This window comes from Pseudacidobacterium ailaaui (assembly GCF_000688455.1).
GTDB lineage: Bacteria > Acidobacteriota > Terriglobia > Terriglobales > Acidobacteriaceae > Pseudacidobacterium > Pseudacidobacterium ailaaui.
Window position 1 is genome coordinate 673,997 of the sequence record NZ_JIAL01000001.1, and the last position, 21,764, is coordinate 695,760.

Genomic DNA, 21,764 nt, shown 5'->3' on the forward strand with positions numbered 1-21,764 from the left:
CTGCAGGTCATATTTTGCTTCGGCTGTCCTGGCCCCACTCAGGATGGCAGAAAATGCATTTCCCAGTCCAACATGCCGTCCCCGCCGAAGTGGAGGATCTGCATTTCTGGCAAGATTGCTTACTTCAGCCCTCGTTTCATGCGATACACAATCCCTACGGAAATCGCAAACTGGTCCTGAATACCGCCCGAACCGAATTTGGTAATTGTGGCATCGGGTGAGATACGAAAGACCAGCCTTGGCGACCGGTTCAGATCAATCGAGCCGCCAAAAGCCCCGCCAAAGGCCAGCTGGTTGCTGAACAGGCCCAATTCTGCCGGAGGAACGTTCCCGATGGCGTGCTGGAAGTCCCCGTAGGCCCCGCCTACCAGGGCGTGCAGCGTCAGCGAGGCATGTTCATTGCTGGGGCCGCGCCATTCCGGACCAACCAGAAACATATGCTCGCTCACAAAGGGTCCCTTGATGTTGTAAATGTTCGGGACCACGCCGCTGGTTCCGTAGTATCCGCGGACGTTGGCTGCTGCTGCCCACCGCTTTGTAAAAAAGCGCGCCGCCTGGGCATCAAATCCGCCCAGATTGGCTCCCTGCAGCAAATTCGGCCCTGCGTTGAAGTGTGAATACGCCACGCCCCCATAGATTTCCCACTTATAGTCATAATTCACGCCGGCCAAGGCGTAATTCGGGGCGACCTGCGGCTGCTGGTTCGGAGATGACACGGTGCTCTGCGTCTGGGCGAAAGCTACAGAAACTACAGCGGCAAGGGCCAGAAAAGAAACGAATGTCCTTTTGAACAAAAACTCCTCCACAGTTCCGGCAAACGGAAATTGTCCGTAAATTTTAAAGATACATGGCCGGGCGGCCTTCTGTCAGATGGTTCGAAGTTTCCTGCCCGCTTCAGAGGCCCTCCCGACGCGGCCGTCTCTGGCTTGCTATACTGAGTAGGAATGCACTCTTTGCGCATTCTACTTCTGGAGGACACCCATCGCACAGTTAGATAAGCGTTCGGCCAAGCAGTTTATCCGTACCAATGAAAGAATCCGCGCCAGAGAAATCCGCGTGATTGATGAGAACGGCGAACAGCTCGGCATCATGCAGCCCTTTGAAGCTTTGAAAATCGCCCGCGAGCGCGGCCTTGACCTGGTTGAAGTCTCACCCAACGCCGTCCCGCCCGTTTGCCGCATCCAGGATTACGGCAAGTATCTGTACGAAAAAGACAAAAGCGAACGGGCCGCACGCAAAAAGCAGAAGGTCATCACCGTCAAGGAAGTCAAATTCTCGGTCACTGTGGATGAGCATGACTATCAGACCAAGAAGAACCAGGTCGTCCGCTTCCTGAATGATGGAGACAAGGTCAAGGCCTCCCTGCGTTTTAAAGGCCGCCAGATGGCCCACCGCGAACTGGGCTACAACATCATCAACCGGCTGATTCAGGACATCGGAGATGCCGGGACCGTCGAGTTTATGCCTCGCATGGAAGGCACCACGCTGCACGCCGTCCTTGCTCCGGCCAAAAAGGAACCGGCAAAGAAGCCAGCTCCTCCAAGACCCCCAGCACCGCAGACGGCAACCGCCACGCAAACATAGAAACAGGACTCAGGCCATCCACTTCTGTCGTCTCCCTGCTTTGCCTCCGCTCAGGATGACCGAGGTGGGTGCATCTCTGGGCGAAGGCTGCCAGGAAGGAAGGCCGAGGTGTGTGTCCCGTGGGAGATCGCCGGATTTCAGTGTGAGTAATTCTGTACATACGCGTCGCGCGGAAGCCCTTCGCGAATGGCCTTGTTTCTCAATTGCACGGCAGCATCGTGCTCCATAGGGCCTCCAATGGTCACCAGAAACGGCGGAACATTCCCTTTAGGGGAAAAGACCTCGGCCTGCAAACCCGGGTCCCTGCTCTGGATCATCTCTGCTTTATGCTGCGCCTGGTCCTGGTGGCGATAGGTGTAAACCACGACGCGCCACACGGATTTCTTCCCCGACATGGCCACTGCCGGCCCTCTGGGCAAAACAGCCTGCTCTGCTCTGGGTATCGGCTTGGCGACCGTAACTGCTGGCGCGGTAGGGGCCTGCTGGAAACTCTTCTTCTCTGGCGAACGAAACACTGCCTGGATTGCGAAAAAGATCAGCAACGCAAGCAGCGCCAGACCCATCGCAATCCCCGCCCATTTTCTGGACTGCTCATGCCTTTCCGCCGGTTCCTGTTCATCTTCCGGCACAGCAGGCACAGGAGAATCAGCACTCTCCGCTGCACGCAGCGCCGAAACAGGCTGACGCAGCAGTGCATCCATTTCCTTCACAGTTGCCTGGCCTCCCAAGGCCCTGCGCACGATCTGTGAAAAAGGCTGCGGCAGAGACTCCACCTCAGGGTCCTCCGCGCCGGGCACCATCACTCTTCGCGTCAGGCAGCGGTAAAGCAGACATCCCAGCGCCTGCACATCTTTTGCCGCCAAGGCCTGAAATTCCACTCCCGGAACTTCACCCTTCTGGACCGCCGCCGCGGTCTGCAGCTTATCGCTGCGCAGTTTGACGACATCGCCCGCCGCCAGCACGCTGGAAGGCTCCAGTTCTCCGCATAGCAACCGCTCATTGTGGATCGCCTGCAGAGCCTGCACCAGACTTTCTGCCACCTGCCGGGTTTCCTCTTCCGTAAGCGCCCGCACGCGCAGCACATCTTCCAGGTTCTCCTCGGTCATCTCCAGGACGGCATATACCAGTGGTGTATCCAGCACTCTGGCCACTCCTGCATCATGAATTGCAACGACGTTTCGATGGCGCACCCTGCTTGCAGCAAGGATGCGGGCCAGCAATGCCTCCTCATCGTTTAACGATTCGATGACACTCAGTATGGCGGGCTTTCCCTCAAAGCTTGTTTCAAACCACCCATACCGCCCTTCTGACCGCACCAGCCTGCCTAACGGATATCTTCCGGCTGCGCCGGCGTTTTCAAAATCGCTCCACACTGCGGACCACCCCATGTTTTCCTGTTACGGCTGAATTCAGCACTGACGATCTCAGGTACATGTCTCTCCCGGCTGGGCCTCTGTGCACATGACCCGTCATTCCCAGCAGAGACAAGACACGTACCATGCCTACCTGCCCGGTCTTCCGGGCTTGCAGTTGAATCTGTTCTGTTTGTCCGGCCTGTGCATCGCATTCAGGCCATTGAAGGCAGGAAAACAAAAATGGAAAGAAGATGCTTGATTTATGCTACCGAGCTTTCCGCGGTTGCGGTAGTCAACCTTGGGACATTACTGGCCCGTGAAAGCAGCGTCATCCCTTCAATCGCCAGCTCTCGGGCCATTTTGCGCAGTTCATTCGGGCGCTGATTGTGAATGTCCGTAAGTTGAAACAGTGCCGCCGCAGCCTTCAGCTTGGCCACGCCTTCAAACGCGGGGGTACCCGCTCCCGGCCCGGCCTGAATCACATTGTCCGCCGTGACTTTGAAGACATCATCGCCAGCGATGACGAAGGCCACCAAATATTTTTCTGCAGAAGAGGAAACAGGAAGAGTTGCCATAAATACATCCTTTTTTCAGAATTCGTCGTACACCGTTAGTAGAGAACAGGTGCCGCAAAGAATTCTATGTGGATGCCCGCATTTCTCATACCTGTTTTGGTTCCCCCGCCGCCGTTTCGCCAGACAGGCCCTCCGCGGGATCAGCGCAAGTGGCCAACTTTGTACACCAGGCCCACAGTGCCCGCAAATTCATTCTGGGTGATGTAGCCGTAATGGGTCGGCTGCCAGTCAGTGGTCACGCGCACAGACCATCGTGGATTCAGGTTGTAATCCATCCATCCGCCAATCGCCATACCGTAGGCCACTTTGTTGTTATAGATTGCAAGCTGGTATGGCTGGACGCCCGTGCCCTTAAAGCCCTGATCAAACGATCCATCGGCCGCGCCCATCAGCAGGTGCATTCCGGCCGCATAATTTTCTCTCCGCAGCATACGCACATTGGGCCCCACCAGAAACAGGTGCTCTGACATGTTCGAAGTGCTGATGCCCAAATTATTCGGTGGAACAATAATGGTCCCGTAAAACCCTCTGGCGGAAAACTCCAGCCCGAAGGCCGGCTTCAGCCATGCCGTCGCGTCGCCATTCCATCCCTTCAGCCAGATGGCCGGCACACTGATGCCAGCCCCGGGGTTGAAGTGGGATGCAGCAAAGCCGCCGTAGATGTCCCACCGCTCCTCATACTGCGGCAGCACGCTGACCGGAGCGTTGGCCTGCACCTGCGCGTGTAAAGAAACAAATGCCGGAAAACAAACCAGAAGCGCAAAGATGGTACGCAGCGAACGAATGCTCGAAATCACGCTATTTTTTCTACCTCAATTCGGAAAGTGCCACAAATAATCACGATACACGGTCGCGCGCAGGCAAGCCAGAGACTCCCCATCCAGCGCCCGCCGCTACACCCCATCTGCGGGGCACGCCCGAATAGATTCAGTCAGACGGGTTGGCTTCAGGATTCGTCGTCCAAATAAGTAGATGATCTGCTTTCCTGAAACCAAGCCGGATGCGGAAGCGAAATGGAAGTCCTGCAAACACCGCTGGCATACACAAAGCTCACGCTCGCCTGGAAATCGGGCCCTCAATGCATCCACTTGCGATCATTTGGGTCTTTCCCTGGGCCGTCATAACGGTCTCCGCTGTCGATATGCACATCGCGCCCCTGCTTCCGCATATAGACTTCGAACTTGCGCGCAGCACGCCGGCGCTTCCAGCGATAGTAGCTGTTCCGCAGACCGAAGTACCCTTCACTCATCGCAAAGGCATATCCGCGGCGCGGCGCCGCTTTGATGTAGAGAAATCCCGCCAGGGCTCCCCCCAGTTCCGCAAATGCATAAAGACGGCTGGAAGAAAACAGCGTGGCCAGGGCGATCAGCATGTAGACCATCACCAGATATTTGGCCTTCATCGTCATCGGAAGCGGAAAAAGCATAAACTCCAGATCACCGTAGAGGACTCCAAACGCAATCAGAAGACCAAAGATCCCCCCAAAGCATCCCGTGATGGCAACCCAAGGCATGCCATAACCAGGCACCACCAGGCTCAGCAGCACTGCCGCCGCCCCTGCCCCCATCACGCTCAGAAAAAACAGCTCGGCCAGCCAGCGCGCGCCGTGGTTGGCTTCAAGAAAGCTGCCCAAAAACCACAAGGACAGCATCTCCATTGCCGTACCCAGGATTCCCGTGTGTACGAAGCAGTACGTCACAATCTGCCAAAGGTATCCATGCAGAAAGTACGGCGGGACCAGCGCAGCCACACTGAGGATGCCTTGTGCCGCCGGAGCAGCCACCACGTTGAGCAGCAGCAGCACAAAGTACGCACCTACGTTCCAAAGCACCAGGCTGCGGGTGAAACCACGAAAATCAGGAAAATTCAGGACTCCGGCCGTGCGCGGCATATCGCTATTTTCTCAGGAAAACGCGCGGGCTTCTACAGCAGACCAGTAGCGCCGGCACCGCACGATACAATAAGGCGCATTCAGGAACCCGGAGCACATCATGCGATTTTTAGGAATGGCTGTTTTCCCCCTGGTCCTTCTATTGCCTGTCACGCCACCAACGCCGTCCGCCGTTCCCGCCAAGTCCCCCACTTCGCCAGCCCAAGACGGCGCAGGGGCAAATCTTCCATCCATCACACCCTCTGCCGCGCACGCCCTGGAGCCGGCAGATCTTGAGACATTCTTTGATGGAATCCTCCCGCTCCAGCTTGAGCGATCCGACATTGCCGGGGCATCCGTCCTGGTCATGAAAGATGGCCGTGTCCTTTTGCTCAAAGGGTATGGCTACGCTGACCTGAAAACAAAAAGGCCCGTAGACCCGGCCACCACCATGTTTCGCCTGGCATCTATCTCCAAACTTTTTACCTGGACAGCCATCATGCAGCTGGAAGAACAGGGCAGGCTCAACCTCGATACGGACATCAACCAATACCTGGACTTCCGGATTCGACCTGCCTTCGGAAGACCCATCACTCTGCGCCATCTGATGACCCACACCGCGGGCTTTGAGGAAACGGACCGCGACCTGATTACGGTCCACCCAGCGAAGGACATCCCTTTGCGCCAATATCTGATTGCCAACCAGCCCATGCGGATCTTTCCACCCGGAGAAGTTCCAGCCTATTCCAATTATGGTGTCGGTCTGGCCAGCTATATCGTCCAGCGCCTGAGCGGAGAGCCCTTCGAACAATACGTGCAGGAGCATATCTTTGCCCCGCTCGAAATGACGCATTCAACGTTCGTTCAACCTCCGCCGCAGGAGCTCGCGCCGTACGTTTCCACCGGCTACCACGAGAATACGGAAAGACCTCCCGTGGGCTTTGAAGTCGTGCATCCAGCAGGCGCAGGCGGCCTCTCTTCCACTGCTGCCGACATGGGCCGTTTCGGAATGGCCTTTCTGAATGGCGGGGAGCTCGATGGCCATCGCATTCTGAAACCGGATACGGTCACCGCCATGTGGACCCCGCAATACCGCGCCAGCGACCAGATGCCGCCCATCTGCATGGGCTTCTATCAGATGTGGCGGAATGGCCTTCACTGGATCGGCCATGAAGGCGACCTCGTCGCCTTTCACAGCCTCTTCTTTATCGAGCCCGTGAATCGTCTGGTCCTCTTTGTTTCCTACAACTCAGCTGGCGGGGCGGACAAGCCCCGTCCCGAAATCATCAACCTGTTTTCCGACCGCTATTTCCCCAGCCATGAAAAGCAGGCCTTCGCCAACCTTCCGCTGGCCCAACGGAAGGCCGTCGCCGGCACCTACCTGACCACCCGCCGCGAGGACAGCACCGGATTTCGCCTCATGAATCTCTGGTCTCAGCGCAAGGCCTCCGTCGACAAAGACGGCGTCCTGCAAATCCAGGACATCAAGGACCTCCGCGGGCACCCAGTGAAATGGAAGCCGCTCAGTCCTGACCTATGGCAGGAAATCGACGGCCAGCGGCGCCTGTTCACCATCCGCAATGACCAAGGTGCCATTGTCCGTCTTGCCTTTGACTTCCCCGGTGTGCAGATGCAGCGCGTACCCTGGTGCGAGAATGCAGAGCTCGTGCTCACCGTTGTGGAAGCCTGTCTCGCCGTTCTGCTGGCAGTCGTGGTGGCCAGCCTGCTTCGTCTCTGGCGGCGGCTCTTCCTGCGCAAGCGCGGCCTGCCAGCACCCCAGCCCGGGACACGCTGGCTTCCCCTCTCTTCGCGCGCTGCTGCATGGACATGGAGCGGATTACTGCTGGCGCTTTTTTCTGTCATTGTTTCTGCCGATGACATGATGCCGCCGACTTCCGCCTGGGACAAATATTTCTATCTCGTCCATGCAGTCACCATGCTGGCCATCTTCTTTAGCCTACTTGCTGCTGTTGCCGGAATCCGCATCTGGAAGGCGGCCGACGTACGGTCCATCACCAAAATCAAATACTCCGTTGTGGCGATTGCCTGCATGGTCCTGAGCGTCTTTGCTCTGCAGTGGCACCTCCTGGGTCTGGCAGCACGCTTTTAGCAGAATCTGCCTGTATGGTGGAGATGTTGCACCATTTTTCTGGAGCCGAACCATGAATCCGAAGTCCTTTCTGCTTACTCTGGCCGCCTTCCTGGCCCTTGTGTCTTTCACCCGGCCTTTGCCGGCCCAGTCCGCTGGGGCGACTTTTACCAATCCCCTGCTGGAAACCGGACCAGATCCCTGGATCATCTGGTGGAAGGGCTTCTACTATTACTCCAACTCAACAGGCTCCAATCTCACTCTGCGCAAAACCAAAGACATCACAGACCTCCGTCACGCCGAAACCCGGACCGTCTGGACCCCCGCGCCCGGCCATCCATGGTCGCACGACCTGTGGGCACCTGAGCTGCACCGTTGGGGGAACAAGTGGTACATCTACTTTGCTTCTGATGCGGGAGACAACGCCTCGCACCGCATCTATGTCGTCGAAAACAGCAGCGACGACCCCATCCAGGGCACCTGGAAGCTGAAAGGACAGGTCAAAGACGCCACCGACAAGTGGGCCATTGACGCAACCATGTTTACCTGGCACGGTCAGCACTACCTGATATGGTCTGGATGGAAAGGCGACACCGACGGCGAGCAGGACATCTTTCTTGCCCACATGAGCAACCCCTGGACCATTGATTCCCCTCGCACGCTGATCTCGGCGCCCACCTATGCCTGGGAAACCCACGGCGATCTGCCGGGCCGTCATGTCAGCGTCAACGAAGGCCCGGAAGCGCTCATCCATGATGGAAAAATCTTTATCGTCTTTTCCGCATCAGGCTGCTGGACAGATTTTTATTCTCTCGGCGTGGTTGAGGCCGATGGTCAATCCAATCTGCTGGATGCCGCAAGCTGGAAAAAGTTCGACCATCCTTTTTTCAAGACTGACCCTGCTGCCCACGCCTTCGGCCCCGGACATAACGGCTTTTTCACTTCTCCTGATGGCAGGGAAAACTGGATCATTTATCACGCGAATCCCGGCCCCAACGAGGGTTGTGGCAACCAGCGCTCACCGCGCATCCAGCCCTTTACGTGGAATGCCGACGGAACACCTGACTTCGGCAGGCCCGTTCCCCTCGGTCAGCCCCTGCCCCGCCCCTCCGGAACCACGCAGCCATAGCTATGCGGGCATGTCCTTCTACCTTTCCGGCAAGGGAGCCACGGCCGGGCTGCGGTGTCCGGCCCGGTCTACCGCCCGCACGCCAAAGATGACATTGTCTTTGGAGACTGGCAGCGTGCTACGATGCTCACCCTCCGGCACGGTAAGGGAAAACTGCCACACCGGAAATGCCAGCTCACGCCATACAATCTCGTATCGCGTACCCGCGGTAGCCCCGGGACCGTCTTTCCATTCCAGCGTGGAATGATTGTCCAGATTCTTCGTCACCACGCGGACCTCTACCGGGGCCGGCGGTGCCGAGGCCAGGGTGGCCAACGTGGCCGCATTCAACGCGGCCACATGCGCCACATACTCATAGTCCACAAATTTTGGCAGGTCCCCGTACTCGACTCCATTCTCAGTCCGGACATTCTGGTGCTGATGATTGAAGTCCTCTCTCCATTCAGTGAAGCGGACCGCGGCAAAGCCCTCCTGATTAAAGGAGGAGTGGTCTCCTCCGCGCAGGAAGCGGTCGCGACGAAACTCCAGCACCGGATGAAAGGGAGGACTGCCCTTTGTCGCCCTGAAGTACGTCTGGCTGATGTCATACACAGCTCGGGCCAGCTCCCGTGAGGATGAATCGCTCTCATACCCCAGCGATTCCATCAGCTTCGCCTGCTCTGGGGTAGCGCTGGCCGGGATCCCTTCAGAAAAGACCCGTACCGCGGATTTGTCCTGGAGCCGGTCCCCTGGGGTCGTATTCCCGCCCACAATGTCATTGTTCAGGACCCCTTCCAGCTGCCATCCTTCAGCTTTGGCCAGCCTTGCCAGATGCCGGCTGCCATTCAGCCCCTGCTCTTCGCCGGCAACGGCGGCAAAGACGATCGTGGCCGCCGGCCTCAGCTGCGACAGCACGCGCGCACACTCCAGGCTTACGGCCACGCCGGAAGCATCATCATTGGCACCCGGGGCATAGCCATGGTCATCCAGCGTATCGGAGTTGCGCGAGTCATAGTGTCCCGTCACCAGATACATGCGTTTTGCCTGCGCTGGGTCTCGGCCGCGCAGGATTGCATAGACATTCGTAATCACCGTTGGCCGCGGAATCCGGCTCTGTGGACTTTCCGTAAAGGTGTCGCGTCTAACCTCAAGGCAGCCGCCGCAGGCCTCCGAATACCTTTGAAATTCCGAGGCAATCCAGTCGGCCGCCGCCTGTATTCCCTGCCCTTTTGGCAGATCCGTCTCCATGCTGGAAAGCGTATTGCGTGTATGGAAGCCCACCAGTGTTTCAATGGTATGTTGTACACGCTGGGCAGAAATCTGCTGCAATGCATGTGCAATCGCCGGATCTGCCGGCGCAGGGCGGATGGGCGCGCCGACGGCGTGCAGGTCTGTCACGATCGCACCGGCTTCCTGTTTGCTGGCAGCTCCGTCTGAAACTCTGGAAAGGAAAACCATGGTGGCTGTAAGAAAAATGACCCTGGCGTAAACATTCATCGACTTAAACCTGAAGTGAAAAACCATTCCGCAAGCAACTCTTGACGGAAGAACGGATTCTCTTTAAAAACTAACGAAGTTGCATCCGGTGAATTGCTGGAATCATCCTAATACTCCGATTTGTAAATGGGGAGGAATTTATGCCGACTTGTCCTGAATGTGAGAGCGTACTTGATTTTGAAGAAGAAGAAGTGGAAGAAGGCGATGTGGTCGTCTGCGATGAATGTGGCCATGAGTTTGAAGTGGTGGCCACAGATCCTCTGGAGCTTGCAAAAGTAGACGAAGACTATGAGGATGAAGAGGAGGACTACTCAGAGGAAGAGGATGAGGAATGAAGCTGTTTCATAAGACCGCCCTTGCTGCTGCTCTGGCCGTCACTTTTCTGCTCTCCTTCGCCGCCATCGCGCAAAGCACCCGTTCGGTAGAAGGTAAGGTCTACGCACAGAATGCTCCGGTCAGTGGTGCGGTCGTCTATTTGCAGGACAGCAAGACCAACAATGTAAAGACCTTTATCTCCACCCAGGATGGCAGCTACCGCTTCGGACAGCTGTCCACAGACGTGGATTATCAGATCTGGGCCGAATACAAAGGAAGCAAAAGCGAAAAGAAAAACATCAGTTCGTTTAACTCAAAGAAGCAGCTGGTGATTGATCTGCACATCAAGGGCTGAACGTCCGGTCCTGGTCACTCCACCCGGCATATCAGGCATTTCAGGTACTCTGTCTCCGGAATCGTCAGTATGACCGGGTGGTCCTGCGCCGCTCCCCGGCGCTCCAGCAGGCGTAAACGACGGCCTGCGTCCCCGGCTGCTGCCGCCACCACCTGTTGAAACTCGGCCAGCGAAACATGATGGGAGCACGAGCACGTCACCAGCACGCCGTCCGGCCGCAGCATCTTCAGCGCACGCAGATTTAGCTCCTTGTATCCCCGCACCGCACCCTCCACAGCGCGCCTGGATTTTGCAAAGGCCGGTGGATCGAGCACGATTGTGTCATAGGCCGCCCCGGAATCACTCCAGTCCCGCAGCAGATCAAAAGCATTGGCCTCGAACCACTCCACATGGGACCCTCGCAGGACCGACTCATTCGCGGCCAGATTTTTCTCCGCTACCTCCAGCGCGGCCCGCGAAACATCTACGCCGGTCACGCGAGGACAGCTTTGCGCCAGATGCAGCGCAAAGCCTCCTTGATAGGTGCAGATGTCCAGTGCCTCTCCATGCGCATATCGTGCCGCCGCAGCATAATTTTCTCTCTGGTCGAGGAACGCACCTGTTTTCTGTCCCGCATTCGCGTCATAAAAAAAGCGGAGCCCATTCACCATAAAATCTGTCTGCGTCCGTGGATGCTCGGAATCTGCGGCATACAGTGGAGCGGCCGGCGGCGTGCTCATTTGCTCCAGTTCGCGGATCCGCGGATCGGACCGCTCCACCACCGTCGCCGGAGCCAGTTCCTCTTTCAGAACACCCACGATCGCCTGTCTCACCGCATCCCTGTCCAGCGCCCGTGTCAGCAATTGCAGAATGACCAGGTCTCCGTATTTGTCCACAATCAGCCCAGGAAGGCCATCGGCCTCGCTGAAGACCAGTCGGCAGGCATTCGTCTCCTGGGTCAGCAAAGGTTTGCGCAGTGCAACGGCCGCCCTCAGGCGCTTCCGCAGCAGATCCATCCATTCCGCTTCCCCCAGCAGCTCCCCGCTAACCATGCGCAGCGCAATCTGGGAAGCATGGCTGTAGAGCGCCGTCCCCAGCAAAAGGCCGCGCGGGTCAGCCACCGTCACAAGCGGTCCGGCCTCGCCTGCAATCTCCTCTACATCAGACCGATAGACCCATACATGCCCGGCCCGCAGCCGGTCTGCGGCGCGACGCGAGACAAAGGCCACCGGGCCGGAGGACTCCACAGGGAACTCTTTTGCGGACCCTTTCAGGCTCTGCTTTGGAATACGGGACGGCATCTGTTCCATCTTTGCATATCTGGTGGTGCAAGCCGGCCCCTGCTCCCGCTTTTCGGCAAACCCTTGGTGACGTAACTTCGATTGTGTAAAAGGCAGGAGGGTGTAAGGTGGCTTTGGCCTGACGAGCTAAAGCCGAACTTGAAAAGGAGCCTTACACCCATGGCGAAGATTGTATCGATCACCGAGCATTTTCAGCACTTCTTGACCAACCTGAAGGAGAGCTTCTGGGGCGACCTGGAGCAGAAGACGCAGGTGGCCTGGAAGCGATTTCTGGAAGCGGAATCGGAGCGGTTGCGCGATCAGTATGCAGTTTGGGACAGCTACGAACGGGGAACGCGCAAGCCGGGACAGTACCGTAACGGCTATTACGAGAGGGATTTTGTGACCCGCTTCGGCACCATCCGGCTGCGCGTGGCGCGGGCCCGCGGCAAGAGCTTTCTTCCCCGGGCGATGGAGAAGTTCCAACGCCGGGCGCCGGAGCTGGCCATACTCATCCGGGAGGCGTTTCTGCGCGGCATCTCTACCCGCCAGGTGGGTCGGCTGGTGGCCACTTTGACGGGCGAGACGATCAGTGCCCAGACCGTCTCGCGGCTGACGCGTGATCTGGATCAGGCGGTGCGGGAGTTTCATCGAGCCGCCCTGCAGGACGAATGGGCTTACCTGTTTCTGGATGGCGTGGCGTTGAAGGTGCGCCGGCCGGCGGGACGGCAGCATGTGCAGATGCTGGTGGCCTACGGCGTGCGCCGGGACGGCACCCGGCAACTGCTCGGCTTTCTGCGCACCCAGGGTGAGGGTCAGGCTCACTGGGAGGCGTTGCTTGAGGATCTCTACCGGCGCGGTCTGAAGGGCGACAAGCTGCTGCTGATCGTCACCGACGGCTGCCCCGGATTGGCTGCCGCCATCCAGACCGTCTATCCCCGCGTAGCCCATCAACGCTGCTGGGTGCACAAGATGCGCAATATCCTCGACAAGGTGCGCAAGCGCGACCATGATGCCGTCAAGCTGGATGCCCAGGCCATCTATCTGGCCGATAGCCGCCGTCAGGCCGAGGCTGCCGCGCGCGCCTTCAGCCGCCGCTGGCGCCGGGAATATCCCACCATGGTGCGGCAACTGGAACGCGATCTGCCCGACCTGCTGGTCTTCTACCATTTTCCCAAGCACCTGTGGCGCAAGCTGCGCACCACCAACATCATTGAACGCTGCTTCGTCGAAGTGCGTCGAAGAACCAGGCCCATGGTTTGCTTCGTCAACGTGCAGTCCGTGGACCGAATCATCTACTCCATCTTCCAGAGATTCAATCTGGAATGGAAAAACCGCACCCTCCGCGTATTTACACAAGCAGCTTGACGTCACCCAAACCCTTTCCCCCGTGGCCCAAATCTGCGGAATCCCGTATACTAAGAACTGTTGTATCGATAGCTTTCCGAGCAGGATAACCATGCCCAAACTGAAGACTCACAGGGGCGCGGCCAAGCGCTTCAAAAAGACGGCCACGGGCAAAATCAAGCGTGGCCAGTCCAAAATGCGCCATATCCTCACGTCGAAGGAGGTCAAGACCAAGCGCCGGCTTTCCGCCCCCGCTTATGTCTCTGACGCCGACCACGCGAAGGTGGCCCGCATGATTCCGTACGCCTGATTCCGGTAGCTGGTAAAGCGTTCCAGCCGCCCCGGTCATTGGACCGAGACATTCAGGTAAGAATGCGAGTGAAGAGGTCAAAGCGCAAGCTCCTGCCTCCAGCCGCGAAACGAAACGCAAAAAGGAGAACAAAGCAATGCCCCGCGTTAAACGTGGAACCAAACGCACCGACCGGCGCAAAAAGATCCTGAAGCGCGCCAAAGGTTATTTCCTTACAAAATCCAAGCTTTACCAGGCCGCCCAGGAGGCCGTTGAGCGCGGACTCAAATTCGCTTACTCTGGCCGCCGCCAGAAAAAGCGCCAGTTCCGCTCGCTCTGGATCGTGCGCATCAATGCCGCCGCCCAGCAGAATGGCATCAGCTACTCGCAGTTCATCAATGGCCTCAAAAAAGCCGGCGTCGAGCTTGACCGCAAAATCCTGGCCGACATCGCCGTCAACGATGCTCCCGGCTTCGCCGCCCTGGTCGAACAGGCCAAGGCTGCCTTGTCCCAGGCCGCTGCCTAAAGGGCCAACTTCTAGGGAAAGGGCGCGTTTTTCGCGCCCTTTCCCCTTTTTGCAAGATTTTCAATCATTTTCCCGCACGTTTGAAGAAAATCTGTATAATCAATTTAACGCTCAAACATCGAGTGGGTTTTTGTAAGCACGGAATGCCATCCAGCAATACCCTGCCCTTCTACCTTCCCGTTTTTCAGCGACATCTCAATTCAAAGGAACACCCAAAATGGAACAGGGTACAGTGAAATGGTTTAACGATGCCAAAGGTTTTGGCTTTATCACCCGTGATGCGAACAACGAAGACATCTTCGTGCACTTCTCCGCGATTAACTCAAACGGATTCCGCAGCCTGCAGGAAGGCCAGCGCGTCCAGTTCAATGTAGTGAAGGGCGCCAAAGGCTTCCAGGCCGAAAACGTTCAGGCTGCCTAAGCCGCGGATTTGTTCAAAGTGGCCCCGGTCAGGACATGGACCGGGGCCATTGTGTTTTAGGCCGGATGGACACATTCTGAGTACCTTGCAAGGCGGTCCAGCAGCTCCACTGCCTGGACCGCGCATGGCCCATCAGCCAGGTCCAAATTGCATGCCATCTGAAGTGCCTGCAAAAGCCCCCGTAGTCGCGCTGCATCGCCTTCCTGCGCAGTGCGATATGCAGCAGGAACCCGGACAGGGCGTCTTTTTGCTGCGAAGTAAGCGGATCAAATGTATCGCGCCAATGCGGGCGATACTCCTCATCTGCTTCAAGAAACCGAAGCAGATGATCGGAACCTCCCGCCTTTGCGTCCCCCTCCGAGACCTCTGCCGGTGGCATATGTCCCTGAGACAGCACAGCAGCACATAGAAGTCCCATCACATATGCCGTATGATACGCAGTCGCCAGTCTATATCGTGTTCGTTCAGTTCCAGATCGCGCTTCAATCTCACAGATGCGGGTCCCCGGAGTCGGCAAGAATCCGGCCTTGTCTTCCACATGCGCAAGTACTCGGAAGGCAAATGTGGCCGCAGGACTCCACGGTTCTCCCGTCAGCGGCCAGGTTAAGAGGATCTCGCCTGCAACATCATAGTCCTGCTGATCGAGACAATATGCCAGCAACGCTTCAGCCTCTGCCAGCAGCACATGGCGCGGACGAGGCAGCGGCACAGGGTGGATACCGAAATCGGTGACATACATCAACGCATGAGTAAAGGCATACATGTCCTCGCGCCTGCAGGACAGCAGGTCCATCGAATGGTTCAGAATGGACAAATGTGCCATTTCCGAGCGCCGCTTGTTCGATGCAAGCCTGGGCACTCCTAATGCGGACCATTCTTTTTCCAACATGCGGTGCGGAACGCGCTCACGTCCTGCACTGGCCCGCGAACCGAGTGCATGTTGCAGCAATGCGTCAAACGCTGCATCCGGGTACCCAAGGCGATTCAAACAAAGATGCCCTAACGCATATTCCCACGCCGCAGACGGTTCTACACATACGCCCAGCCTGGCCCGCTCGTTGCGTGCATGAGGAGCAAGACCGTGAGCAATGCCCTTTACTCGTTCCTGAATTTCAGGTTGCACGACCTGCCCCGCAGCAAGAAGCAGGACGGCGGTTTCAGAAAGGATTTTTTCCGGACGAACATTTTTTGTGGAATCCGTGCTGTCTATATATCCATCCGGGACCAAGTGCTCCACTGTAAGTTTTGCGATATCAAGAGCATGGCAGAGGCGGCGGACAAGATCGTCGGTCCGGCTTTGCCGCTGGGCAGGTCCTCTCGCTTCTGCCATGCTCCCTCGTTACTGGCGAAGTTCGCCTGCGTTGGCCGCAAGCGAGCCCAGGTCTTCCACCGGAGTGCCCGGATTGTAGATGCGGTAAATGTGAATAAAAATGCGATTGGTTCCGCAGAAAAAGTCCCACGGCTCCTCGGCCACTGCAAGTGATGGTCCAAGTTCGCTGACGGCCTTGCCAATGGCGGCAAAATCAACAGCTTTCGTATCAAGCAGTTGCTTGACGATCTTTCTGTGCTGATCAATATTTCCCATGTGAATTTCTCCTTGTCTCTCGCGGAATTGCGTAGAGGGGAGATTCCCGCGACTGTGAGGATGGTGCCGGCAGAAAGAAATCTGTTTCAGCACAAAAGAAAACCCGCCGCGAATCGCAGCGGGTCATCCATGAACGCAGGTACTCTAAAATTTCAGATACAACCCGACCATCGGCTCACTGGTCAGACGCCAGGTCCCCGTCTTGTAGCGCACATCGTCATAATCCGGAGTGGGATAGTATAACGCCCGGTACTGCACCCGCACCCCAAAGTGCGACGTCAGAAGAGGAGCGTTCACGCCCAGGCCAAAGTTGAAGGCAGGCTTTGCCTGCGCGCTGGCCCGCTGTCCTCCATTCAGCGATGGGGAAAAGAGCAGGGCGCTCACTCCGGCCAGCCCGAAAGGCTTGATGCCGAGAAGTCCCGGAGCGCTTACCAGGTAGGACCCGCCAAACTCATGCACATTGTGCTGCACGCCAAAAACATTGGACGAGTAGTTGTCCGTGTAGCGCGTATACCCGTAGCTTGCCTCAAATCCCATCCACGGGTGGTAAATGTGCCGGAAGGCCGCCTGTCCGCCCACAGACTTCGTGGGGTCCACCGTCACACCGTCCCCACTCACCGATTGAGTGAACTGGCCAAAAGCGCTCACGGAAATGTCGCTGTTGTGAAAAACGTGAGCAGGGTTTTGCGCCCGCGCCGTAACGGTGAAGACGACCCATCCCAGCAGCGCAACAAATAAGAACGAAGACTTCCACCAATTCCGGAAATTTGCCAACATCTGGTCTCCCATAGTCATAGTAGACGATTGTTGCGTCCGAAAGGGGAGGAACCCCCGGGGATGCAATTTCCGCTTTGTCCCCTGCGCTGATAAAGTCAAATTATGATTAAGGCCGTTACCGTAGTGCAGCAGACCAGCACTCCGGCAGAATTTGACCAACTGGCAGGATTTTTTTCCGCGCTTGGGTTTGAAAAAGGCAAAGGCTGGGAGACCAGTGATGGCCGGGGCAGCTCTTTTCTCGCTCCACTAGGCAATCTTGAGTTTGTGCTGGGAAGCCTCCCCGCTTCTTCCACCATTCTGATTGAAGTCACCAGCCTGGATTCTGTCCGCGAAGTGGCCAGTCGATGGCTCAAGCAGAACACGACTGCTTCCCGCATCAGCGAAATTTCTGAAACAGACTGGAATTCGCGCCTCTTTACCGTCGAACTGCCCCCGGCCGCTTCCTTCACCTTCTGGGAATGGATCGATCCTCTGAAAGGCAAGCCAATAGCGCTCGAAGGCGACCTCTCCGCAGAGGGAATGCGCTTTGCGATTGTCGTCTCCCGCTGGAATGCGGTCATCACCGACCGCCTGCTGCAAGGTGCGCTCGATGCTCTGCTGCGCAGCGGGGCCAGAAAAGAGAACGTCAGGATCCTGCGCGTTCCCGGCGCCTGGGAGATTCCCTCCGCTGCGCGAAAGGCCGCCGAATCCGGGAATTTTGACGCCATCATCACCCTCGGCGTTCTGCTACGCGGCGAGACGGCCCACTATGAAGCCATCTACAACGAAGTGGCGCGGGGCATCGGCCAGTCCCAGCAGGAAACCGGAATTCCCCACACCTTCGGGGTACTTACCTGCGAAACCCTCGAACAGGCGCTCGATCGCGCTGGCCTCAAGATGGGCAATAAAGGCTTTGAGGCCGCTGCCGCTGCCATTGAGATGGTCTCTTTGCATCGCAAACTGGAAACCGGAGCTGCCGCGAAATGAGCGCCCCCGGAAAACGACGCAAGGCACGCGAGCTGGCCATGCAGATGATCTTTCAACTCGATATGGGCAAACAGACCCCCGACGAGGTCCGCCGGACCTTCTGGAAGGCCCGGGAAGAAACCGGCCTTGAACCTGACGTGCGCGGATTTGCTGAAGACCTCTTCCGGATCGTGGTTTCCCGTGGACCGCAGGTGGACGAGCTGATTGAAAAGCACTCGGCCAACTGGCGCCTGGACCGCATGGCCAGCGTGGACCGCAATGTCCTCCGCATGGCTGTGGCAGAGATGATCGGTTTTCCCGGCACTCCTGCGCCCATCATCATCAACGAGGCCCTGGAGATTGCACGCCGCTATTCTGCCCCCGAGTCCATCCATTTTCTCAATGGTGTGCTCGATGCGGTCGCCAAAGTCAGGTATTCCTCTTCCCCGACCACCTGAGCCCTTTACCGCGTTGCTGTCGTCACTGCGTTGGACAGGGCCGCCTTTTTCTCCTCGCTGAGCGGCCCGGAAGAACGCCAAAGAACCTGCCCACTCCTGTTCACCAGAAGGGCCACCACGTCCTTTTCATTCGGAATATTCAGCGCGCGCCGGAAATCCTGCTTGTTCACATACAACGGAACCACCCAGGGCCAGGTCTCCGGGTCTGTCTCCACGCTGCGCAGCGATGAGCTGTCCCACCAGCGGAAGATCAGGTTTTCCGGTCCGGAAACCGGCATCTTGTAGTACCGGAAGTTGAAGTTCATGTGCTGGAGCGCCTCGGCCGCCGGCATCCATGTGTCGGCCGCCCTGGCCTGTTCGGGCTCAAAGTAGATGAGCAGAAGATTGACTTTTCCGGCAAATTCTGAGGGAAGATTGAGCTTGGTCCGGGCCAGGGTCTCTACACTCAGCGTAGGGAAAATCACGGGCCGGGACGCATCTCCCTGCGATGTGGCGACGGCGCCGGGGAGAAGGGTCAGGCAGAGCACCGGAAATAACAGCAATCGTATGCGTTGAAGCAATCAGGAAGCCTTTATGACAAATTTTCTGGAAATTTTCTTCTTTGCCGCATGTTATCAGTGACGGCTACCTGCGGGGAACTACTCCGATGCTCCTCTGCACCCTCGCAGCACCCTCCCTCCCTGCCGCAGCAGAAAAACACACATCGATGGCCCATTCAGTATCATAGAGAGTGAGGGAACAGATGACGCTTCCATCCAACCGACGGCCCTTTACCACTTCGGATCCGCAGCTTGCTCCTGTTGCTGAGAAGGTCTTTGCCGGAGAGCGGCTCGGCTTCCAGGACGCTCTTGCGCTCTACCGTTCGCACGACATCTTTGCCGTGGGCTGGATGGCCAATCATCTGCGCGAAAATCTGCACGGCGATATTGCGTATTTCAACGTCAACCGCCATATCAATCCCACGAACGTTTGTGTGGCGGCGTGCAGGCTCTGCGCTTTTGGCCGGAAGAAGGACTCTCCCGGCGCTTATACCATGGCGCTCGAAGAGGCCTGGGCCGCCGCGGCTTCCGGCTACTCAGAGGCCGTCACCGAGTTCCACATTGTCGGCGGCCTGCATCCCGATCTGCCCCTGCAGTATTTCCTGGACCTCGTGCGCGGCCTGAAGGAGCGTTTCCCGCAGGTGCATATCAAGGCCTTTACCATGGTGGAAGTCTCATTCCTGGCGCGCCGGGCGAAGCTCACCGTCCGTGAGACACTCGAAAAACTCCGCGATGCCGGCGTGGATTCCCTGCCGGGAGGTGGCGCTGAAATCTTCGCCAGCCGTGTGCGCCATATCATCTGTGACCACAAAATCGATGGCGACGAGTGGTTGGAGACGGCCCGCACCGCCCATCTGCTCGGCCTGAAATCAAATGCAACGATGCTATATGGCCACGTAGAAAATGACGAAGACCGCGTGGACCATCTCCTCAAGCTGCGCGCGCTGCAGGACGAAACACACGGCTTCCAGACTTTTATTCCACTGGCCTTTCATCCAGACCACACTCCGCTCGAACACCTTCCACGCACGACCGGAATGATGGACCTGCGCCAGATTGCCGTAAGCCGCCTGCTGCTGGACAATTTCCCCCATATCAAGGCCTACTGGCAGATGATGACCCCACAGATCGCGCAGGTCGCGCTGCGCTTCGGGGCTGATGATATTGATGGCACCGTGGTTGAAGAGAAGATCTATCACGATGCAGGCGCAACCACTCCGCAGGGAATGCGGCGCCAGGACCTGGTCCGGATCATTCGCCAAGCCGGTTGCCAGCCCTTCGAGCGGGACACGCTCTACCGTGAAGTAACACGCACGGAAGATACATTCACAATCGCGGTTTAGACCGCTTCAGACTCTCATCCCAGAGGTCTCCACCATGGTTCGTTCCTATCAGGGGTACAATCCGGTCATTCCGGAAAACTGCTACATCGACATCTCGGCACAAGTCATCGGCGACGTCGTCCTTGGCCATCACTCCAGCGTATGGATGAATGCGGTCGTGCGCGGCGATGTAAACTCCATCCGCATCGGCGCACACAGCAACATTCAGGACTGTGCCGTCCTGCATGGAATGCGTCACCTGTATAAGGTGATCGTCGGCGATTATGTCACCATCGGGCACAATGCCACCGTCCATGGCTGCACCATTGAGGACGCTTGCCTCATCGGAATGGGAGCAGTCATTCTGAACAACGCCCGCATCGGCGAAGGCTCCATGATCGCCGCCGGGGCCGTCGTCCCGGAAAATATGGTGGTCCCGCCAAAGTCCCTCGTGGCAGGAGTACCTGGCAAAGTGCGGCGCGAGCTCACCACCGACGACCGTGAGATGATCCTGAAATATGCCCGCAATTATCTGGACTATACAAAGATCTATCTCGAAGAGCAGAAAAACTGGAAGTAGTCCATACCGCCATGCGGTCTGATCACCCCTCCTTCCTTGGACACGACCGCAGGCAGAAATTTATGATGCCGCCATGCTGACGCGCAGAAACTTTCTCCATGCCGGCGTTATGACGGCCGCCGCTGCCTGTTCCTCTTCCCGCTTCGTCTTCGCCCGGCAAGGTCCCTCGGAAGCACAGGCCGCGCCACGGATCCGCCTTGGATTGTGCAGTTACACCTTCCGCGAGTTTGACCGCGCGCACCTCGTCCAGTTCATGAAGGACCTGAAAATCACAAACCTGAACGCAAAGGATGTGAAAGACCATCTGCCCATGTCTCCGCCGGAAGCCACCGAGGCGGCCGTTCAGGACTATTCCGCAAATGGCATCCGGCTCACAGCGGTCGGTGCAGTCTACTTTCCCAAAGATGACGACGACGACATCCGCTCCCGCTTTGAATACGCCAAGCGCGCGGGAGTCAAAGTCATCGTGGCCGGCGACCCTCTGCCGCAGGCATTGCCGCGCATCGAGAAATTTGTGAAAGAGTATGACATCCGTTTTGCCATCCATAACCACGGGCCAGAAGACAAAATCTGGCCTTCGCCACTCGATGTTTTGAAGGCGGTCCGGAACATGGATCCCAGAATGGGCTGCTGCATCGATGTGGGCCACTGTGCACGCACAGGCACTGACCCGGCCCAGGCCATTCGCGAAGCCGGACCCAGGGTCTTTGACATTCACATGAAAGACCTCGCCAATCTCCGTGAGAAAGACAGTCAGGTGGCCGTCGGTGATGGACAAATGCCGGTCCGCGCGATTTTTGAGGCGCTTCTTGCCATCCGCTATCAGGGGTTTGTCGACCTGGAATATGAAGTCCACGGCGATGATCCCATGCCGGGGGTTGCAAAGAGTTTTGCTTACATGCGCGGAGTGCTGGCCGGGATGGGACAGTCGGCCTGAACCCGGCAAGGTGCTCATTACACTGAAATAA

25 protein-coding genes are annotated in these 21,764 nt (G+C 57.5%); 14 read left to right on the top strand and 11 right to left on the bottom strand.

The genetic code is table 11. The annotated features are described in order from the left end of the window. Positions 1–119: 119 nt before the first annotated feature. A complete protein-coding gene (locus N655_RS0103110; RefSeq protein WP_155987491.1) occupies positions 120–794 on the bottom strand; it encodes a hypothetical protein in 675 nt (224 codons plus the stop codon). 223 nt (positions 795–1,017) lie between these two features. Between N655_RS0103110 and infC the strand changes: the two genes are divergently transcribed. Continuing rightward, complete coding sequence (gene infC, locus N655_RS0103115; protein ID WP_238324816.1) at positions 1,018–1,584, top strand: translation initiation factor IF-3; 567 nt, start codon at positions 1,018–1,020, stop codon at positions 1,582–1,584. Between the two features lie 137 nt (positions 1,585–1,721). On the opposite strand, the gene N655_RS0103120 is transcribed toward infC, so the two are convergent. From N655_RS0103120 to N655_RS0103135, 4 genes are all read right to left on the bottom strand, one after another. Beyond that, positions 1,722–2,972, bottom strand: a complete 1,251-nt coding sequence (locus tag N655_RS0103120; RefSeq protein WP_026441816.1) for a protein kinase family protein — start codon at positions 2,970–2,972, stop codon at positions 1,722–1,724. Between the two features lie 227 nt (positions 2,973–3,199). After that, a complete protein-coding gene (locus tag N655_RS0103125; RefSeq protein ID WP_026441817.1) occupies positions 3,200–3,514 on the bottom strand; it encodes a hypothetical protein in 315 nt (104 codons plus the stop codon). Between the two features lie 140 nt (positions 3,515–3,654). Then, positions 3,655–4,311 (bottom strand): hypothetical protein, encoded by a 657-nt coding sequence (locus N655_RS0103130; protein WP_026441818.1) that lies wholly within the window; start codon positions 4,309–4,311, stop codon positions 3,655–3,657. A gap of 278 nt (positions 4,312–4,589) precedes the next feature. Then, positions 4,590–5,405 (bottom strand): rhomboid family intramembrane serine protease, encoded by an 816-nt coding sequence (locus N655_RS0103135; protein ID WP_026441819.1) that lies wholly within the window; start codon positions 5,403–5,405, stop codon positions 4,590–4,592. 100 nt (positions 5,406–5,505) lie between these two features. On the opposite strand from N655_RS0103135, the gene N655_RS17065 reads away from it, so the two are divergent. Both N655_RS17065 and N655_RS0103145 read left to right on the top strand, forming a co-directional pair. Then, on the top strand, positions 5,506–7,494 hold the full coding sequence (locus N655_RS17065; protein ID WP_044933893.1) for a serine hydrolase domain-containing protein: 1,989 nt from the start codon (positions 5,506–5,508) through the stop codon (positions 7,492–7,494). A 52-nt stretch (positions 7,495–7,546) separates the two neighbouring features. Next, entirely contained in the window at positions 7,547–8,602 is a 1,056-nt protein-coding gene (locus tag N655_RS0103145) for a glycoside hydrolase family 43 protein (protein ID WP_081823546.1), read from the top strand. An 18-nt stretch (positions 8,603–8,620) separates the two neighbouring features. Here N655_RS0103145 and N655_RS0103150 read toward each other — a convergent pair whose 3' ends face one another. Further along, positions 8,621–10,078 (bottom strand): M20/M25/M40 family metallo-hydrolase, encoded by a 1,458-nt coding sequence (locus tag N655_RS0103150; RefSeq protein ID WP_238324455.1) that lies wholly within the window; start codon positions 10,076–10,078, stop codon positions 8,621–8,623. Between the two features lie 140 nt (positions 10,079–10,218). On the opposite strand from N655_RS0103150, the gene N655_RS0103155 reads away from it, so the two are divergent. Further along, positions 10,219–10,413 carry a hypothetical protein gene (locus N655_RS0103155; protein WP_026441822.1) on the top strand — a complete coding sequence of 65 codons (195 nt, stop codon included), beginning with the start codon at positions 10,219–10,221 and terminating at the stop codon, positions 10,411–10,413. Beyond that, positions 10,410–10,748, top strand: a complete 339-nt coding sequence (locus N655_RS17070) for a carboxypeptidase-like regulatory domain-containing protein (RefSeq protein WP_044933895.1) — start codon at positions 10,410–10,412, stop codon at positions 10,746–10,748. The genes N655_RS0103155 and N655_RS17070 overlap by 4 nt, the downstream gene beginning before the upstream one ends. Before the next feature lie 14 nt (positions 10,749–10,762). Here the strand turns inward: N655_RS17070 and N655_RS0103165 are convergent, their stop codons facing one another. Then, complete coding sequence (locus N655_RS0103165; RefSeq protein WP_238324456.1) at positions 10,763–12,028, bottom strand: class I SAM-dependent rRNA methyltransferase; 1,266 nt, start codon at positions 12,026–12,028, stop codon at positions 10,763–10,765. Between the two features lie 159 nt (positions 12,029–12,187). Between N655_RS0103165 and N655_RS0103170 the strand changes: the two genes are divergently transcribed. The 4 genes from N655_RS0103170 to N655_RS0103185 all read left to right on the top strand — a co-directional run bounded on the left by N655_RS0103170 (position 12,188) and on the right by N655_RS0103185 (position 14,590). After that, the gene (locus tag N655_RS0103170; protein WP_026441353.1) at positions 12,188–13,375 is read left to right on the top strand and encodes an IS256 family transposase; all 1,188 of its coding nucleotides are present in this window, start codon (positions 12,188–12,190) and stop codon (positions 13,373–13,375) included. Positions 13,376–13,466: 91 nt separating this feature from the next. Continuing rightward, positions 13,467–13,664 (top strand): 50S ribosomal protein L35, encoded by a 198-nt coding sequence (rpmI, locus tag N655_RS0103175; RefSeq protein ID WP_026441824.1) that lies wholly within the window; start codon positions 13,467–13,469, stop codon positions 13,662–13,664. Between the two features lie 136 nt (positions 13,665–13,800). Beyond that, positions 13,801–14,169 carry a 50S ribosomal protein L20 gene (gene rplT / locus N655_RS0103180; RefSeq protein WP_026441825.1) on the top strand — a complete coding sequence of 123 codons (369 nt, stop codon included), beginning with the start codon at positions 13,801–13,803 and terminating at the stop codon, positions 14,167–14,169. A gap of 217 nt (positions 14,170–14,386) precedes the next feature. Beyond that, complete coding sequence (locus N655_RS0103185) at positions 14,387–14,590, top strand: cold-shock protein (protein ID WP_026441826.1); 204 nt, start codon at positions 14,387–14,389, stop codon at positions 14,588–14,590. Between the two features lie 28 nt (positions 14,591–14,618). Here the strand turns inward: N655_RS0103185 and N655_RS0103190 are convergent, their stop codons facing one another. The 3 genes from N655_RS0103190 to N655_RS0103200 form a co-directional block, all read right to left on the bottom strand. Then, positions 14,619–15,920: a DUF6895 family protein gene (locus N655_RS0103190; protein WP_026441827.1), complete on the bottom strand. Its 1,302-nt coding sequence runs from the start codon at positions 15,918–15,920 to the stop codon at positions 14,619–14,621. Positions 15,921–15,929: 9 nt separating this feature from the next. Continuing rightward, on the bottom strand, positions 15,930–16,175 hold the full coding sequence (locus tag N655_RS0103195) for a hypothetical protein (RefSeq protein WP_026441828.1): 246 nt from the start codon (positions 16,173–16,175) through the stop codon (positions 15,930–15,932). Positions 16,176–16,319: 144 nt separating this feature from the next. After that, on the bottom strand, positions 16,320–16,952 hold the full coding sequence (locus tag N655_RS0103200; protein ID WP_155987492.1) for a porin family protein: 633 nt from the start codon (positions 16,950–16,952) through the stop codon (positions 16,320–16,322). Positions 16,953–17,054: 102 nt separating this feature from the next. Here N655_RS0103200 and ribH point away from each other — a divergent pair, with 102 nt between their 5' ends. Next, positions 17,055–17,918: a 6,7-dimethyl-8-ribityllumazine synthase gene (gene ribH / locus N655_RS21020; protein WP_081823548.1), complete on the top strand. Its 864-nt coding sequence runs from the start codon at positions 17,055–17,057 to the stop codon at positions 17,916–17,918. Then, positions 17,915–18,355 carry a transcription antitermination factor NusB gene (gene nusB / locus N655_RS0103210; RefSeq protein ID WP_026441831.1) on the top strand — a complete coding sequence of 147 codons (441 nt, stop codon included), beginning with the start codon at positions 17,915–17,917 and terminating at the stop codon, positions 18,353–18,355. The genes ribH and nusB overlap by 4 nt, the downstream gene beginning before the upstream one ends. Positions 18,356–18,360: 5 nt before the next feature. Here nusB and N655_RS0103215 read toward each other — a convergent pair whose 3' ends face one another. Next, positions 18,361–18,915: a hypothetical protein gene (locus N655_RS0103215; RefSeq protein ID WP_155987493.1), complete on the bottom strand. Its 555-nt coding sequence runs from the start codon at positions 18,913–18,915 to the stop codon at positions 18,361–18,363. 182 nt (positions 18,916–19,097) lie between these two features. Here N655_RS0103215 and mqnE point away from each other — a divergent pair, with 182 nt between their 5' ends. From mqnE to N655_RS0103230, 3 genes are all read left to right on the top strand, one after another. Then, positions 19,098–20,237 (top strand): aminofutalosine synthase MqnE, encoded by a 1,140-nt coding sequence (mqnE, locus tag N655_RS0103220; RefSeq protein WP_026441833.1) that lies wholly within the window; start codon positions 19,098–19,100, stop codon positions 20,235–20,237. Between the two features lie 34 nt (positions 20,238–20,271). Then, a complete protein-coding gene (locus N655_RS0103225) occupies positions 20,272–20,796 on the top strand; it encodes a gamma carbonic anhydrase family protein (protein WP_026441834.1) in 525 nt (174 codons plus the stop codon). Positions 20,797–20,869: 73 nt separating this feature from the next. After that, positions 20,870–21,733, top strand: a complete 864-nt coding sequence (locus N655_RS0103230) for a sugar phosphate isomerase/epimerase family protein (protein ID WP_026441835.1) — start codon at positions 20,870–20,872, stop codon at positions 21,731–21,733. Positions 21,734–21,764: the final 31 nt, after the last annotated feature.